Here is a 16,876-nt window from a genome sequence, read left to right as displayed (position 1 = left end):
AACCGCAATTCATCGAAGGCTCAATTCAGTTTCACCCAACCCGTCGCGCCCGTACCGCGATAGATATACATGCCCGCCCCCGTGCCGCCACCCTGCACCACGGCACCCGTATAAGAAGGCGTACCCGCAAAATTGACGATATCGTTGTTCTGCGGCGTCAGCACCGCACCGCTCGCGGTGATCGGCGCAAGGTCCGACTTCGTGATGCGCACCGTACCCGACACAACGGTGACTGCTTGGGCACCAGTACCGCTAACCGTCGTGCCAAATAGCGACAAAGTCGTCGCCCCCGACACGTTACGGACCAGATTCGCCCCTGTGCTCAACATGCCGCCAACATACGAGATGTTCGCGGTGAACGCGCCATTCATAAAAATCGGGTGCGTTTGATTCAGGATCTTGCAGTCACGCCACTCCAGCGTCACGCCGGCAGCCGATGCATTGTTGATCTGCACGCCAGCCTTGACGCCGTTGAAGTAGCCATCGGAGACCACGCCGTAACCGATGTACGCAGTATTCGCGACCAGATATATTCCTTGACCATCGGCGCCACCATTCGGGCCGACGATGTTGTTACCGCGCGACCGGAAGTTGTTCACGCCGCCCGACAGCAGGAACCAAGCTTGCGGTATCTGATATCCCTGTGCGGTCATAATCCGGTCCAGCGTCAGGTCATCGATCACCGCCGCATTTCCAGCGCTGTACTGGTTGATAAAGCACGCCGCCGTAGGGGCGGTCGCGCCGCTCGAATTGATTGTGAGCCCATCGATGATTACCTGACGGGCTACCGTCTTATTGCCGAACTGGATAAACGCCTGGTTCGACGTCAGGTTCGACGGGGTCCATTCACAGTCCTTGAACTTCAAGCCATCCAGGTTGAACGTGTTGTACGGCACCTGTATCGACACGGCGATATGGCCATTCGCGCCGACCGACGCATCGCAATGCACCTGCTCGACGACAACGTTACGCACTGTAAGTGTGTTCTGGCCATCGGCGGGAGATCCGCTCGGGGTCTTCTGCACGACCATCATGCTGCAGTTCGAGTTCGTCATAGCGTAATACCCGCGCGTGACCCTGACGTTTTCGACCAGACCGACCCCGGAATACTCCGAACCGTTCACCTGATCGAAGTCACCCGTGATCGCGAACCCCGGCGATGCCGGTGCAGCCGGCGCGGTGCTCATATTGACCTCCCAGCCGTCCACCGACACATTCCTGACGTTGCCGGTGCCGGTGCCACTACCCGTTGTCCGGGTGCCCGGCAGGAACACGACAAGACTGGAAGTCCGGGTCTGGCCAGCGAGGCCGGTACAACCATAATATGCACAGTCGTTGATCCGTACGTCCACAATGTCGCCGACCGTGGGACTACTGCGGTGCCAATCCCACGCGTTTAGCGCGATAAACGCGTCATTCGAAAATCCACTGCAGCGCTCCACAACAATGTGCTTCGATGGACCGTTGATATGTATGAAGTCACGTTCCACATTCGGATTCATGTCGTGGAAATACCCGTCAGTACCAATGTACTGGCAAAAGAAGCCATTCGTATTGTATGGATTTGCCACCGCGCACTCGAAGTTCTTCACGTTGATCATCGATATCTCGCCCTGGATACCATAGAGGAAGGTATTGGGCGTAATCAAGCTGACTGCCTGCGTGAGGCTCGTCTGGCTCGCGGCGTTACCGTCAATCGTGCCTTGACCGAAGAATCCAATATTGCTGTCACCAACCGGAGTACTTTGAAGCGCCCCCTTGTTGATGAACATGCACAGGTTGTAGTTCGCGGGCTTGCGGTGCGTTACGCCGTAGCCGAGCAAGAACGACGTGTTGGTCGGCATCACAACCTGATTGCAGTAGTAAACACCGGGAGTATTCACCTGGACCTGCACGTAGGTGAGCGTACTGACATTATTCAGTGCATTCTGAATTACGGTCGCATTCGCGGCGGCCTTAGTCGAATCGTTATAGATAATCGATGCACTCACATCGATGATTACCGAAGCCATGATGTCTCCCTACGCGATTGTCAGTAGTGGAGCGCGGAGGGTCGACGCATCCCTCGTCACCCCATGGGTTGAGGCACCGTATTCGCTAGCGCTATAAACATAGGCGATATGTAATGCATCAGCAACCGGGAAGCTCGTATTAACTGCTTCAATCGGGTGCATATCGATGCCGAGATCTGGCTGGCCGATATTGAACTTGCATCGTCCTCCGTTCGGGGCCGTGAGGGCCAATCCAGAGCAGAGACGAGACTACCGGCGCATCCCCGGGGCGGCGGGCGACAGGTTCCGCGGGTGGCTAGCGTTCCTCACGCAGGCTGCTCACGGCACCGTCGCTGGTGAGCGGCGAGAGCCAGCGCAGCAGGCACCGCAGTCCGCAGTCGTTCCGCAGGCTGCTTGCAGCGAAGCGCCCAAGGAGGCTTGCCGGACACCCGTCGGGTCGCGACGGACATCGTTTCTGTAAGATGCCTGAGGGGGCCCTCCCCCACCTCACGCAAGTTGCTCAAAATGGCCACGAATTCCCGTTGATTTACATGCTCATGCTCAGTGAAGAAGACGCTCCCGTTGTCATGAGCTTTCGGTCGGGTGCGGCGCCCTGAGCTTCTGCTGTCTCACGAACTCGCGCGTGCAGTCCAACGTGCGGGAAGCAAACTATCAGCAAGCATGCGATGAATGTCGTAGCCGCCGTGAAATAAAAACGGGCTTGCCGGGAATCGAACGGCTGCTCGACGATAACCGTGCATTGGGTGCTGCGAACGCGTCGAACACAGCGAGTGAACTGATGATGCCGGTACCCTTCACGCCCTCTTCCCCGCTAAGGTAGCTAATTAGGAAGGCAACCGACCACAATAGTTGTCACTGACACGCCGGCTACCATAGTTGACGCGTACCACGCCTCGCTCGACGGGGCGACGGCAAAAGGCCCGCTAGACGATTCTCAACTTAGTTGCATGAGCATCAGATGTTCAGGAAATGGAGCAAGCAAAGAATCTCGATTTTTCCGAGATACGCAAGTTCCATAGGAGGACAGTGCTCTTGCTGCAGAAAAGCATCCGTCCCTCAATATGATTCGCAGAGAAAAGGGCTTGAAGTTCTCCGTCGTACAGAAGACCTCTTGCTCAATACAACCGAGTTCTCAAGTTTGAAGTGCAACACCCTGATTCATATAAGGTGTTGCCATGGAAAAACGATATCAACAACTCCAGCCTGAAGAGCGGCTGACGATTGCCAGCCAGCATCTGCAGGGTTCAAGCATACGGGCTATGGCCCGTATGCTTGGGCGCTCACCTGCAACGGTGAGTCGCGAACTGGCTCGCAACTGCGGGCCTGACCGCTATGCTTCGGTGCCGGCACAGGTGCTAAGCGTGGCGCGACGTGCGGCTGGCCGGCGCCCCGCCAAGCTCGATCCGCAGGGTGTTACATGGCGCATCGTCCTCACGCTGCTGGACTGGAAATGGTCGCCTCAGCAGATATCAGGTACCCTCAAACGTATGTACCCGAATGATTCGTCCCAGCGGGTCTCGCACGAGACCATCTATACGGCTATCTACGCCCGTCCGTATGGGGAACTGCGTCGCCAGCTCGTCGCCTGTCTACGCCACCATCGCAGCGATCGCATGCCGCGAAGTCGAGGCACAGACCGGCGCGGTCAGATTCCAGATATGGTCAGCATTCACGTGCGCCCACCCGAGGTGGACGACCGCGTGATGCCGGGCCACTGGGAAGGCGACTTCATCAAGGGTGCAAACAATGCCTCTTCCGTGGGCGTGCTGGTCGAACGCTCCAGCCGCCTTGTGCTGCTTGCCCGCATGGACGATGCGACAGCTGCCTCGGCACTCGCGGGCTTCTCCGCCAAACTGAATTCCATCGCTGCGCCGCTGCGACAGAGCTTCACGTATGACCAGGGCAAGGAAATGGCCTGCCACCAGGAGCTCGCGGCCGCGACCGGTGTGAAGGTCTATTTCTGCGACCCTCACAGCCCCTGGCAGCGTGGCACGTGCGAGAACACCAATGGTCTGCTACGTCAATATCTGCCCAAGGGCACGGATCTCTCGGTCTACAGCCAGGACGACCTTGATGGCATCGCTGACAGCCTCAACAGCCGGCCACGTGCCACACACGCTTTCCACTCGCCGTTCGAAGTCTTCGCCACCATGCTTGCACTTGCTTCTCAACCTGATAATTCCGTTCACTAGGCATTGTGTTGCGCTTCATGTTTGAAACCGCCAACCAATTCGTGTCGTAAACGACATTAATTGGTGAACTCCACAGCGAGTCTTCAGAGTCGTGAAAAGCGCTGTGGCGGAAGGCAGCCGGAGTCGAACCGACCAGAGAGTGGCTGACACCCCCTACTGAGTTTGAAGCTCAGCCGCACCACCAGATACGAATGCCTTCCGTTGACCACTCCAGCTCGGCCCCAACCTTTCCGCAACCGATTATAGCGAGCACTAAACAACACCATCACCCATGGCGTGCGCAATCGCGCGACTCCACATCACGCACCCGCTTCGCACTCAAGCGCCTCACGCAAATGCGAATCCGGCCTCAGCCAGTGCATCTCGCGTTGAAAGCGCGTATAGCCGATGCGATCGAAGAACTCCAGAATCTGGATCGCGCGCTTGCGCCCCAGGCCAGTCGCGTCGCGAAACCCCGATGCGCCCAGTGCGCCGCCATGCCCATTCGCAATCCCTGCGACGAGCCGCGCAAGCTCATGCACCACGTCGCGGTGATAAAACAGATCGTGGACTACCTGATGCACGTCGCCTTGCCGCGCGAGCTTGCGCAACACCTGGCGCACGGCATCTTCGTGCTGCCCCGTCGTCTTCGCGAGATCACGCACCCACGGCGGATCGAAGCGTCCCTCCAGAAGCAGCGGCAGCAACCCGTCCGCGAGACCTTGCTCGTTCGAATCGAGCGCAATCGAATGCCCCGGTGCATGCAACCACGGCCCGCTTCTCGCAACGACACCTTCGGCCACGAGCGAGTAGACTAGCGCGCGCCACATCGCGTCGTGTACCAGCGGCGCCGCGATGCGCCGCAAGCGCGCGGCATCCGGTCCGAGTTCGTCGGGCGAGCGCGCATGATATTGATCGAGCGCGGCAACCACATTCGATCGCAAACGCGCCCAGTGCGTGCGTAACACGACGACGGCATCGCCCGCGTCCTTGCCGTGCAGCGCGATCTCGTCGGCATCGGCAGGCAGCGGCAATGCGTCGGCGGGCAGCCCCGTCAGTTGCATCAGCATCGAACGCGTGACGCCGCGCGGCGCCTCGTCGAGCAGCGGACCGATACGGCCGTCGTCGAGCCACGCCTGCAATGCGTCGAGCCACGCGCGCCGCTCCGCCGTTCTGCGCTTGCGCGGCGGCCCGAACGGATCGAGCACGCGCCCGCCGCCGACCGTGCGCGTCGCCTGCGCATTGCGCACGATGAAGCGATCGCCCGGCAACGCGCAAACAGGCGCATCGAACACCAGCTGCACGCGCGCGCTGCTACCGGCCGCGAGCGTATCGCCTTCGAGCAACGCGACATGCGCGACACGATGCAGCGTGCCGATATGCACATGCAGCGACGCCCAGTGTTGCAGCGTGATATCCGCGTCCGCGAGCAGCGTCAGCTCGACGTCGAAGCGCTCGCCCGGTTTTGCGAGCCGCGCATCGACGATCCAGTCGCCGCGCACAATCGCATCTTTGTCGATACCGGCGAGATTGAGCGCGCAGCGCTGTCCCGCGCGCCCTACCTCGGCTGCACGGTTTTGAGCGTGGATGCTGCGCACGCGCACGGCTCGATGCGCCGGTTCGAGCATCAACGTGTCGCCCGTTGCGACGCGCCCGGCGAACACCGTGCCCGTCACGATCGTGCCCTGCCCCGCAAGCGTGAACACGCGGTCGACAGCGAGACGGAACAGCCCGTCGTCGCGCCGCGCGCGCCACGCAACGGCCGCGTCGCGCAGATGACTCGACAGCGCGCGCACGCCGGCATCGTCGGGTGAAGTCGCGTTCGTGTCGAAGACGGGTGCATCGATGAACGGCGTCGCGGCAAGCCACGCGCGAATCTCTTCGCGCACCTGCGCGATGCGCGCGTCATCCACGCGATCGATTTTTGTCAAAGCGATCGCGCCGCGCGTAATGCCAAGCAGTTGCAGGATCGCGAGATGCTCGCGCGTCTGCGGCATGATGCCGTCGTCGGCGGCGATCACGAGCAGCGCATAGTCGATGCCGCACGCGCCCGCTGCCATCGTATGCACGAGCTTTTCGTGGCCCGGCACGTCGATCATGCCGAGTATGTCGCCGTTGTCGAGCGGCGTGTAGGCGTAGCCGAGTTCGATCGAAATACCGCGCGCCTTCTCTTCCTTCAGGCGGTCGGTGTCGACGCCCGTCAGCGCGCGTACCAGTGTCGTCTTGCCGTGATCGATATGGCCCGCCGTGCCGACGATCATATGCGCAGCTCCGCGCATTGCGCGATGAACACGGCTTCGTCGACGGCCTCGAGGCAGCGCAGATCGAGGTACAGCGCGTCGTCGGCAATGCGTCCGAGCACCGGGCGCGGCAACGCGCGCAGCGCTTCTTCGAGCTTCATCAGCGCGCGGCCGCCGCGCTTGCCGGCTGCATTGCGGATCGCAAGACCGAAGCTCGGCAACTGATCGACAGGCAACGCGCCGCTGCCGATCTGGCTCATCATCGGCTCCGCCGTCACGCTGTACGCTTCGCCTAGCGCGCGTTGCAGCACTGCTTGCACACGCGCCGCCTGTTCCTGCATGTCGGCGGCGGGACGCGTCAACAGGCGCAATGTCGTCAGCCGCTCGCGCAACCGCTCGGGCGCGCGATAAAGCTGCAACACAGGTTCGAGCGCCGCGAGCGTCAGCTTGCCGACGCGCAGCGCCCGCTTGAGCGGATGCTTCTTGATCTTGCGGATCAACTCCGCGCGTCCGACGATCAAGCCCGCCTGCGGCCCGCCCAGCAGCTTGTCGCCGCTGAACGTGACGAGATCGGCGCCCGCTTCGACCGTCTCGCGCACGGTCGGCTCGGTCGGCAAACCGAACTGCGCGAGATTGACGAGCGTGCCGCTGCCGAGATCGACGGCCATCGGCAGGCCGCGCGCATGCGCGATCTGCGCGACTTCATCGACGGACACGCTTTTTGTGAAGCCTTCAATCGCATAGTTGCTGCAATGAACCTTCATCAGCAGCGCGGTGCGCGCATTGATCGCTTCGTCGTAATCCTTCAGATGCGTGCGGTTCGTCGTGCCGATCTCGCGCAGCTTCGCGCCCGCGCGCGACATGATGTCGGGAATACGGAACGCGCCGCCAATCTCGACCAGTTCGCCGCGCGACACCACCACTTCCTTCTTCGACGCGAGCGCCGACAACGTCAGCAGCACGGCCGCCGCGTTGTTGTTGACCACCGTCGCTGCCTCGGCGCCCGTCAGTTCGCAGATGAGTTCGTCGATCAGATCGTCGCGATCGCCGCGGCTGCCCGTGGCAAGATCGAACTCGAGGTTCATCGGCCGCGTGAGCGCATCGACCACCGCGCGCACGGCTTCGTCGGGCAGCAGTGCGCGCCCGAGATTCGTATGCAATACGGTGCCCGTCAGATTGAACACCGCGCGCAAATGGGGCTGCGCGCGAGCGGCGAGCGTGCGCGACGCGTCGTCGATTAGCTTCGTTTCAAAGCTGAACGATTCATCGACAGAAGTGCCCGCGAGCAGGTCGCGCCTTAGCGAATCGGCGGCCGCGCGTATCGCGTCGACGACCTGCGTGCGGCCGTATTCATCGATCAATGGTAGCGCTTGTGCCGACGACAGCATGCGCTCGACAGCCGGCACGCGCGCAAGCAACGCGTGCATGTCCCGGTTCAGCTGGTTTCCCGACACTTCGCTCACGCTTGCGTCCCCCGCGCGGTTGCTACGACGACGGCTCACTCGTCCGAAGGCACTTCCGGCCATAACAGCGGATTCGGACTGCTGCGCTTATAGCCTGCTTCGTTCATCAGCAGATCGAGCGTGAGGCTCGCGAGGTCGTCGGCAAGCGGCTCGAAGTCGTAGTCTTTCTCCTGATAGCCGATCTTGCGATACGTGTGACACTCGTCGCACGATTCAGCCTTGAGCGCTTCGCTGCCGCCGTCGATGCCGTGATACGCGATGCCCTTCGTCGAGTCGCAATTCGTACACTTGACGCGCACCACATGCCATTCGGTCGAGCACAGGCCACATTGCACATAGCGATAGCCCTGGAACTGCCCGCCGACCCGCACGATGCTCGCGACGGGCGGCACGCCGCACACGGGACACGCGCCGGGCGCATCGAGATACGGCACGGCGCGCTGATCGATGCGGCTCGCGATGTCCGTCCACACCACCTGCAGCGCGGCCATCACGAACGGCGCGGACGCCGGCTCGACTTCGTTGAAGCGCAGCGCGAGGATCGCGTCGGCGAGTGCGTCGAGTTCTTCTGCAGTTTTCACGCGCAAGTCGTCGATCACGCGGGCGAGCATGGGCGTCACCAGTCCCGCCGCTTCGACGCGATCGAGCAGACGCTGCAAGACGTCGCGCCACAACGGATCGCGTTCCGCCGTGGTCGCGGGCGCGATGGGCATCGAATGCTGCTGCGCGAGGTCAATGGATTCGGTGGAGGGCATCGTCGCGCTGATCTGCGCGAGCGTTTGCTGCTGCGCGTCGGCCAGCGTCGCCATCAGCCGGATATAGCCGCCAATGGGACTCGCACCCGCCAGTTGGCGAAGGCGTGCGGCGCGCGTCGAGAATAGCGTCGCGCGCTCCGGCATCCGCAGGCGCGGAATGGCGGAGTGATCGATCGATTCGATCTGGCCGGGTTCCAGGATGCGTTGCACCAATTCAGGTTCCTGCTAGTCAGAAACATGGATGGCGTCAACAGTAGCAGATATGCAGACGCAGCGCGCACTACTGGCCCGGCGCGCGCCGCGCACAGGTTACTTGATGCTCTCGCGAAACCACTTCGGATGATGCTTGCGCGCCCAACCGAGTGTCACCGTGCCACGCACCATCGCGCCGATCGAACCCTTCACCCATATCGCCGCGTAGATATGGACGATGATGCTGCAGATCAGCACGAACGCCGTCACGGCGTGAATCACGGCCGCGACGCGCACCACTTCGATCGGGAAATAGAACGCAAAATACGCACGCCAGATGACGATGCCGCTTAGCAGCAACAGCAGCAGGCATAGCACCAGCACAAAGAACAGCAGCTTTTGCCCGGCGTTGTATCTGCCAACTTCCGGTAGCCGGTCTTCGCGGTTGGTGAGCACGTCGTTGATCTGGCGCAGCCACTGCCGGTCGTCGGCGTCGAGATAGTTGTGATGCCAGAAGCGCAGCGCAAGAATCATGAACGACACGAACATCACGAGGCCGATGAACGGATGCAGGATACGCGTCCATTGTCCGCCGCCGAACAGCGCGGACAGCCAGAACATCGACGGATGAAACAGCGCCAGGCCCGACAACGCGAGCAGCACGAACGTGATCGCCGTGATCCAGTGATTCGTGCGCTCGTTCGGCGTATAGCGCAGGATCAGGTCCGGGTTCTCATGCCGATGATGTTTCATTTGACGGGCTCCTCGGGCTTCTGTTCGCGACGTTCGCGGATATCGCGCGCGGCGTTGCGGGCGGCGTCTTCGTCTTCTTCGCTGACTTCGTTCGGACCGACGCGCGTGTAGTGGAAGAAGCCCGCCAGCGCCGTCAGCGCGATCGCTGCGACGCCGAGCGGCTTCGCGAGGCCTTTCCACAGCTTCACGAACGGACTGATGTGCGGATCGTCAGGCAAGCCGTGATAGAGCGACGGCTGGTCCGCGTGATGCAGCACGTACATCACGTGCGTACCGCCCACGCCGGCCGGGTTGTACAGTCCCGCGTGTTCGAAGCCGCGCTCCTTCAGGTCCGTAATGCGCTCTTCCGCGTGCTGGATCATGTCGACCTTGGTGCCGAACACGATCGCGCCCGTCGGGCAGGTTTTTACGCACGCCGGTTCCTGGCCCACGCCGACGCGATCCGAGCAAAGCGTGCATTTGTAGACGCGATGATCCGCCTTCGAAAGCCGCGGAATATTGAACGGGCAGCCCGCAATACAGTAGCCGCAGCCGATGCAGTTCTCCTCGTGGAAATCCACGATGCCATTCGTGTACTGCACGATCGCGCCCGGTGACGGACACGCCTTCAGGCAACCCGGATCTTCGCAGTGCATGCAGCCGTCCTTGCGGATCAGCCATTCGAGATCGCCTTTCGGGTTCTCGTACTCGGTGAAGCGCATCACTGTCCACGAATGCTCGGAGAGATCGCGCGGGTTGTCGTAGACGCCCGTCGTGATGCCGATCTCGTCGCGCAAGTCGTTCCACTCCATGCACGCCGTCTGGCACGCCTTGCAGCCGATGCACTTGGTCACGTCGATCAGCTTCGCGACTTCTCCGGTGACAGGCTCGCGCACCGACGTCGGCTGCACGGTCGTGGCGGAAAGACGTCTGATATCGAGCGATTGAAATGCCATGACGCCTCCCCTATGCCTTCTCGACCTTCACGAGGAACGACTTGAATTCCGGTGTCTGCGAATTCGCGTCGGCCACGACAGGCGTCAATGTGTTGGTGATATAGCCCGGCTTCGTGAGCCCCTTGAAACCCCAATGCAACGGAATGCCGACGGTCTGCACCTTCTTGCCGTCGATCATCAGCGGTTTGATCCGCTTCGTGACGACAGCCACAGCGATGATGTACCCACGATTGCTCGACACCTTCACGCGGTCGCCCGCCACCACACCGACCTGCTTTGCGAGGTCCTCGCCAATTTCGACAAACTGCTGCGGCTGGATGATCGCGTTCAGGCGCGCATGCTTGGTCCAGAAGTGGAAGTGCTCCGTCAGACGATAGGTGGTCGCCGTATGCGGGAAATTAGCCGCCTTGCCGAACGCCTTGCGGTCGTCCGGGAACACGCGCGCGGCCGGGTTGTTCGTCGCCAGCGGATTGTTCGGATGGAACGTGTTGTAGCCGAGCGGCGTTTCGAACGGCTCGTAGTGCTCGGGGAACGGCCCTTCGTTCATCCCGTCGCGCGCGAAGAAACGCGCGACGCCTTCCGGGTTCATGATGAACGGCCCCATGCCGTTTTCGGGCGCCTCGTCGATCTTGTAGTCGGGGATGTCGGGGCCGCTCCAGCTCGCGCCGTTCCACGCGATCAGCTTGCGCTTCGGGTCGAACGGCTTGCCGTTCAGGTCGCACGATGCGCGGTTGTACAGCACGCGCCGGTTCGCAGGCCACGCCCACGCCCAGCCGAGCGTCTGACCGATGCCCGTCGGGTCGCTGTTGTCGCGCCGGCCCATCTGGTTGCCGTTCTGGGTCCACGCGCCACAGAAGATCCAGCAGCCGCTCGCCGTCGTGCCATCGTCCTTCAGTTGCGCGAAGCCGGCCAGCTGGTCGCCCTTCTTGACGAGCACCTTGCTCGGATCTTTGGGATCGGGCAGGTCCGCGAGCGCCTTGCCGCTGAACTCCATCGCGATCTCTTCGGGCGTCGGGCTGTCGGGATGCGCGTACGTCCAGTTCAGGTTGACGATCGGATCGGGATACTTGCCGCCCTGTTCCTTGTACGCCTTGCGCATGCGCAGGAAGAGGCCCGACATGATCTCGAGATCGCTGCGTGCCTCGCCCGGGCCCTCCACGCCCTGCCAGTGCCATTGCAGCACGCGGCTCGAACTGACTAACGAACCGCGCTCTTCCGCGAAGCAGGTGGTCGGCAGCCGGAACACTTCCGTCTGGATCTTCGATGCATCGACGTCGTTGTATTCGCCGTAGTTCTTCCAGAACTCGGACGTTTCCGTCGCGAGCGGGTCCATGATGACGAGCCACTTCAGCTTCGCAAGGGCCGCCGCCGTCTTCGCCTTGTTCGGCGCGGCCGCGAGCGGATTGAAGCCCTGGCAGATATAGCCGTTCATCTTGCCCTGGTACATCAGCTCGATGGTCTGCAGCAGGTCGTACGGCTTGTCGAGCTTCGGCAGATAGTCGAAGCCCCAGTTGTTATCGGCCGTCGCGGCGTCGCCCCACCACGACTTCATCATGCTCACGTGGAAGGCGCGATAGTTCTTCCAGTAGCTCAACTGGTTGGGCCGCAGCGGCTGCGCCGCGCGCTTCTTGATATAGGCGTCGAAATCCTGTTCCGGCTCGTTCGGCAGCGTCATGTAGCCCGGCAGCAGATTCGACATCAGGCCCAGGTCCGTCAAACCCTGGATGTTCGAGTGGCCACGCAGTGCGTTCATCCCGCCGCCCGCGATGCCGATATTGCCCAGCAGCAGTTGCACCATCGCGCCCGTGCGGATCATCTGCGCGCCGATCGAATGATGCGTCCAGCCGAGCGCATAGAGAATCGTGCCCGCGCGGCCCGGCGTCGAGGTAGTCGCAAGTGTCTCGCAGACGTGCAGGAACCTGTCTTTCGGCGTGCCGCAGGTCTTTTCGACCATCTCCGGCGTATAGCGCGAATAGTGCTGCTTGAGCAGGTTGTACACGCAGCGCGGATGCTGCAGCGTCGTGTCGACCTTGACGAAGCCGTCGTCGCCGCGCTCGTAGTCCCACGTCGATTTGTCTGCGTACTTGTGCGCGTTCGCGTCGTAGCCGGAGAAGATACCGTCGTTGAACGCAAAGTCTTCACGGACGATGAACGGCATGTCCGTGTAGTTCTTCACGTACTCGTGCTGGATCTTGTCATTGGTCAGCAGATAGTTGATCACGCCGCCAAGGAACGCGATGTCCGTGCCCGTGCGGATCGGCGCATAGAAGTCCGCGATGGAAGCCGTGCGCGTAAAGCGCGGATCGACGACCATCAGCTTCGCCTTGTTGTGCGCCTTCGCCTCGGTCACCCATTTGAAGCCGCACGGGTGCGCCTCGGCTGCATTGCCGCCCATCACCAGAATCACGTCCGCGTTCTTGATGTCGACCCAATGGTTCGTCATCGCACCACGGCCAAACGTCGGGGCAAGACCTGCCACCGTCGGGCCGTGTCAGACACGCGCCTGGTTGTCGAACGCGAGCATCCCCATGCTGCGCACGGTCTTGTGCGTCAGATAGCCGACCTCGTTGCTGCCCGCCGACGCCGCGAGCATGCCCGTGGTCAGCCAGCGGTTGACCTTCTTGCCGTCGGGCGTGCTTTCGACGAAATTCGCGTCGCGGTCTTCTTTCATCAGCTTCGCGATGCGGTCGAGCGCGTCGTTCCACGAGATGCGTTGCCACTGATCGGAACCAGCAGCGCGATACTCGGGATACTTCAAACGGCTCGGGCTATGGATGAAGTCGATCAGGCTCGCCCCTTTCGGGCACAATGTGCCGCGATTGACCGGGTGGTCCGGGTCGCCTTCAATGTGGATGATGCTGGCAGTCGCGTTCTTCGCGCCGTCGCCGAGGCCATACATCAGGATGCCGCAGCCGACGGAGCAATAAGGACACGTGTTGCGCGTTTCGGTAGTACGAGCCAGTTTGTACTGTCGGACTTCGGCGAGCGCGGGTTCCGGCGAGAAGCCCATCAGGGCCAAACTCGATCCGGCCAGCGTGCTCGCCGTCACTTTCAGAAACTGACGGCGGGACATTTGCAACATGATCGCCTCTCGTTCTATTTGTGGGGAGGTGAAAAAAGTATAAGTCGTTTCCTGACGATCGTAAGCAGAGGGAACCATAAAGTGCAGCACGATCTATGCTCGACGACTTGGCGTTGTGGTTCAGTCCTGTTGCTCATTCTTGTTGTATTCGCATAGGTAGATGGGCATGACGCTTGCGTAATACGATTGTCAGTTGCATGCCCCGGCGCACGTCAATGCGCGATGAATCCGCGATGCCATGCGTTGTCTGTCCGGCGTATCAACCCTCGTCATGAAGGACCGTCATGGAACTCGATTCACTGTCCGCCGACAAGCTGCAAACGGTCGCGAAGAAGCAGGCGTCGTGGGCTGCCGGCGCGTTGCGGCAGTTCTCCGAGAACCGCTGCGCGGCGATGGCGGCGGGCATCGCGTTCTATGCGGCGTTCTCGCTTGCGCCGACGCTCGTGATGGTGATCGCCATCTCCGGCTGGTTCTTCGGCGCTGAAGCCGCGCGCGGCGAATTGTTCAGACAGGTGCATAGCGTGCTCGGCAACGATGCCGCAGCCGCCGTCACGACGATCGTGCAGAACGCGCATCGCAGCGGCGGCGCGGGCGGCATCGCTGCGATCATCTCGTTCGTCCTGCTGGCCGTGGGCGCGTCCGCGACCTTTTCGTCGTTGAATAGTGCGCTCAATATCGTGTGGCCGTCGGTGGCGCCGCGCGCGTCGAGCGTGTTCGCGCTGGTGCGCGTGCGGCTGATCTCGTTCGGCCTCGTGCTCGGCGTGGCGTTCCTGCTGATCGTGTCACTGGTGCTCGACACGGCTATCACGTTTGTCGGCAACTGGATCTGGGGCGACTCGCCGTATGTGGTGATCGGCAATCTGCTGCAACTGGCCGTCGGCTGGATGGTGCTCGCGGTCGCGTTCGCCGCGCTGCTCAAGTTTCTGCCCGATGCGCCTGTGCGCTGGCGCGATGCATTGGTCGGCGGGACGGTGGCGGCTGCACTCTTCTCGGCGGGCAAAAAGCTCTTCGCGCTCTATCTCGCGCACGCCGGCATGGCCAATTCGTTCGGCGCGGCCGGCTCGCTGGCGGTGCTGCTGATGTGGCTGTACTTCTCGGCGGTCGTGTTGCTGCTCGGCGCGGAGTTCGCCGCCGCGCGTGGCCGCATGCACGATCCGCGCGGCGCGTGGGGACTCGCGCCCGCCCCGCCGCCGGGCAGCCGTGCGATGCTGGCATCCGTGCTGGCGGCGTCGACGGTGGCGACAGACGCGCGACGCGGTCCAGTGAGCGATCCGCCGCAGGCTTCAACCGTCACGCCGCCGACACCGCGTCCTTCCATGGCAACGCGATTGCTGGCAAAGCATGACGCCGGCATCGGCAAGGCCGTGTCGATCGGCAAGACTGTCATCAAGGCCGAAACGCAGGCAACGCGCGCCGCTGCTTCGACGATCGTCGAAGCAAGACGCAGAGCCGTCGCGGCGGACCGTTACGTCCGGCGGCATCCGTGGGAGTCGATGCTGATCGCGGCGAGCACTGCAATGGCCGTCGTCGCGTTCGCCCGGCGCCGCAACGCATCGAACGACGCGGAAACGCCACCTTCCGATAACACCAGCCGTTAAGCGTCCACTTCAACAGCGCTGGCCGGCCGCGATCACATCCGCCCGGAACTGTCCACCCGAAACGTCAAGCTGAACGCTCGAAGGCCTTATGACTTCTTAATGTGGAAGCGGAAGTTTCCGTAGTCGACTAGACAACTTTCTTACACGAAACATGCGCCTGATGACGTAAATCGTACCGATGCTATCGATCACTGTCATAAAAAGAACAATAATCCGCAGACAAAGATTCAATATTGCTGAAACAGAAACAATCGTTGGCAAGCTTACGATACAAGGCTTCTACCGGGCTGTCGGTTTTTCGATACACCTTAATTTTTTTCAGTTCTTACACTTAGAGACACTGCGCTATTCTCCGTTTCGCAACAACGAAAACCAATCATCTGCGTGGAGAAATGGATGAAACGAATCGCACTGTCGACGCTCTCGCTGGCACTGCTCGGCGCTGCAGGCGCAGCACATGCACAGAGCAGCGTGACGCTTTATGGCTTGATCGATGACTCGATCCAGTACATTCACAACGCCAACACGGCTAATGACAACCTGTGGCAGCTCGCAGCGGGCAACCTGCAAGGTAGCCGCTGGGGCATGAAGGGTACGGAAGACCTGGGCGGTGGCCTGAAGGCGATCTTCCAGTTGGAAAGCGGCTTCAACCCGAACAACGGCAAGATGGGCTCGTACGGCACGGGCACGAAGCTGTTCGGCCGTCAGGCATACGTCGGTTTGACGCACGACGCGTACGGTACGGTCACGTTGGGTCGCCAGTACGACCCGCTGGTCGACCTGGTCCAGCCGCTGACGGCTGACAACTACTTCGGCAGCACGTTCACGACGCCGGGCGACGTTGACAACAACGACAACAGCTCGCGTACGAACAACGCTATCAAGTATGTTTCGCCGGTGTGGAGCGGCTTCCAGTTCGAAGGCATGTACGCTCTCGGCGGCGTCGCTGGCGCAACGGGTGCAGGCCAATCGTGGGCAGGCGCAGCAACGTGGAGCGGCGGTCCGTTCAGCGTTGCAGCTGGCTACTTCCGCATGGAAAACGGGAACACGCTGGCAAGCCGCGGCGTCGTCCCGGGTGTCAACCAGGGTGGCACGTGGAACACGGGCGTGACGTCGGACGCTACGTTTGACGGCTCGAACATCAACGGCGCGTACCAGTCGGCCAAGCAGATCGACATCACGTCGGTCGCTGGCCAATATGTCACGGGTCCGTTCACGTTCAACCTGCGTTACAGCTTCGCGCAGTACAAGCCGGACGCATTCTCGGGCTTCGCGTCGCAGCAGAAGTACCAGGTTGCTGGCGCGTTCGCTGGCTACCAGATCACGCCGGCAATGCTGGTCGGTCTGGGCTACACCTACACGCACGGCTCTGGCGACGCATCGGCAAGCTACAACCAGGTTTCGCTGGGCGGCGACTACAACCTGTCGAAGCGTACCGACCTGTACCTGATCGGTGCTTACCAGAAGGCAAGCGGCCATCAGCGCGACGCAAGCACTGGTGCCATCGTCGACGCAGGCGCATCGGTTGGCTCGTACGGCGCACAAGCAGGCTCGAGCTCGCAAGAGATCATCAGCCTGGGTATCCGTCACAAGTTCTAATAGAACAATATGACGCACGGCTCGAGACGTCGAGCCGTACTCTGAAGCCAGCCGCGGCGCAAGCCAACGCTGGCTT

At 61.7% G+C, this 16,876-nt stretch carries 10 protein-coding genes and 1 tRNA gene; 3 read left to right on the top strand and 8 right to left on the bottom strand.

Annotated features, from left to right (window positions below; genetic code table 11):
• Positions 1 to 20 precede the first annotated feature (20 nt).
• Positions 21 to 2,012 carry a hypothetical protein gene (locus C2L65_RS18010; protein ID WP_042317236.1) on the bottom strand — a complete coding sequence of 664 codons (1,992 nt, stop codon included), beginning with the start codon at positions 2,010 to 2,012 and terminating at the stop codon, positions 21 to 23.
• 1,175 nt (positions 2,013 to 3,187) lie between these two features.
• On the opposite strand from C2L65_RS18010, the gene C2L65_RS18005 reads away from it, so the two are divergent.
• Positions 3,188 to 4,204, top strand: coding sequence for an IS30 family transposase (locus C2L65_RS18005; protein ID WP_042317413.1), 1,017 nt, complete (start codon positions 3,188 to 3,190; stop codon positions 4,202 to 4,204).
• A gap of 104 nt (positions 4,205 to 4,308) precedes the next feature.
• On the opposite strand, the gene C2L65_RS45515 is transcribed toward C2L65_RS18005, so the two are convergent.
• The 7 genes from C2L65_RS45515 to fdnG form a co-directional block, all read right to left on the bottom strand.
• Positions 4,309 to 4,404 (bottom strand) — tRNA-Sec (locus C2L65_RS45515).
• A gap of 99 nt (positions 4,405 to 4,503) precedes the next feature.
• Positions 4,504 to 6,444 carry a selenocysteine-specific translation elongation factor gene (gene selB / locus C2L65_RS18000; protein WP_042316201.1) on the bottom strand — a complete coding sequence of 647 codons (1,941 nt, stop codon included), beginning with the start codon at positions 6,442 to 6,444 and terminating at the stop codon, positions 4,504 to 4,506.
• On the bottom strand, positions 6,441 to 7,886 hold the full coding sequence (gene selA, locus C2L65_RS17995) for an L-seryl-tRNA(Sec) selenium transferase (RefSeq protein ID WP_042316202.1): 1,446 nt from the start codon (positions 7,884 to 7,886) through the stop codon (positions 6,441 to 6,443). Before selA ends, selB begins: the two co-directional genes overlap by 4 nt.
• Before the next feature lie 35 nt (positions 7,887 to 7,921).
• Positions 7,922 to 8,854, bottom strand: a complete 933-nt coding sequence (fdhE, locus tag C2L65_RS17990; protein WP_042316203.1) for a formate dehydrogenase accessory protein FdhE — start codon at positions 8,852 to 8,854, stop codon at positions 7,922 to 7,924.
• A gap of 96 nt (positions 8,855 to 8,950) precedes the next feature.
• Positions 8,951 to 9,586, bottom strand: a complete 636-nt coding sequence (locus C2L65_RS17985; protein ID WP_042316205.1) for a formate dehydrogenase subunit gamma — start codon at positions 9,584 to 9,586, stop codon at positions 8,951 to 8,953.
• Positions 9,583 to 10,521: a formate dehydrogenase subunit beta gene (gene fdxH / locus C2L65_RS17980; RefSeq protein WP_042316206.1), complete on the bottom strand. Its 939-nt coding sequence runs from the start codon at positions 10,519 to 10,521 to the stop codon at positions 9,583 to 9,585. Before fdxH ends, C2L65_RS17985 begins: the two co-directional genes overlap by 4 nt.
• Positions 10,522 to 10,531: 10 nt before the next feature.
• Positions 10,532 to 13,603, bottom strand: a complete 3,072-nt coding sequence (fdnG, locus tag C2L65_RS17975; RefSeq protein ID WP_081921539.1) for a formate dehydrogenase-N subunit alpha — start codon at positions 13,601 to 13,603, stop codon at positions 10,532 to 10,534.
• A 284-nt stretch (positions 13,604 to 13,887) separates the two neighbouring features.
• On the opposite strand from fdnG, the gene C2L65_RS17965 reads away from it, so the two are divergent.
• Complete coding sequence (locus tag C2L65_RS17965) at positions 13,888 to 15,201, top strand: YihY/virulence factor BrkB family protein (protein WP_042316208.1); 1,314 nt, start codon at positions 13,888 to 13,890, stop codon at positions 15,199 to 15,201.
• 396 nt (positions 15,202 to 15,597) lie between these two features.
• Positions 15,598 to 16,800 (top strand): porin, encoded by a 1,203-nt coding sequence (locus C2L65_RS17960; RefSeq protein WP_042316210.1) that lies wholly within the window; start codon positions 15,598 to 15,600, stop codon positions 16,798 to 16,800.
• Positions 16,801 to 16,876 lie beyond the last annotated feature (76 nt).

The organism is Paraburkholderia terrae (genome assembly GCF_002902925.1).
GTDB lineage: Bacteria > Pseudomonadota > Gammaproteobacteria > Burkholderiales > Burkholderiaceae > Paraburkholderia > Paraburkholderia terrae.
The sequence above is the reverse complement of the archived record's forward strand: the minus strand, read 5'-3'. Positions and strand labels throughout refer to the sequence as shown.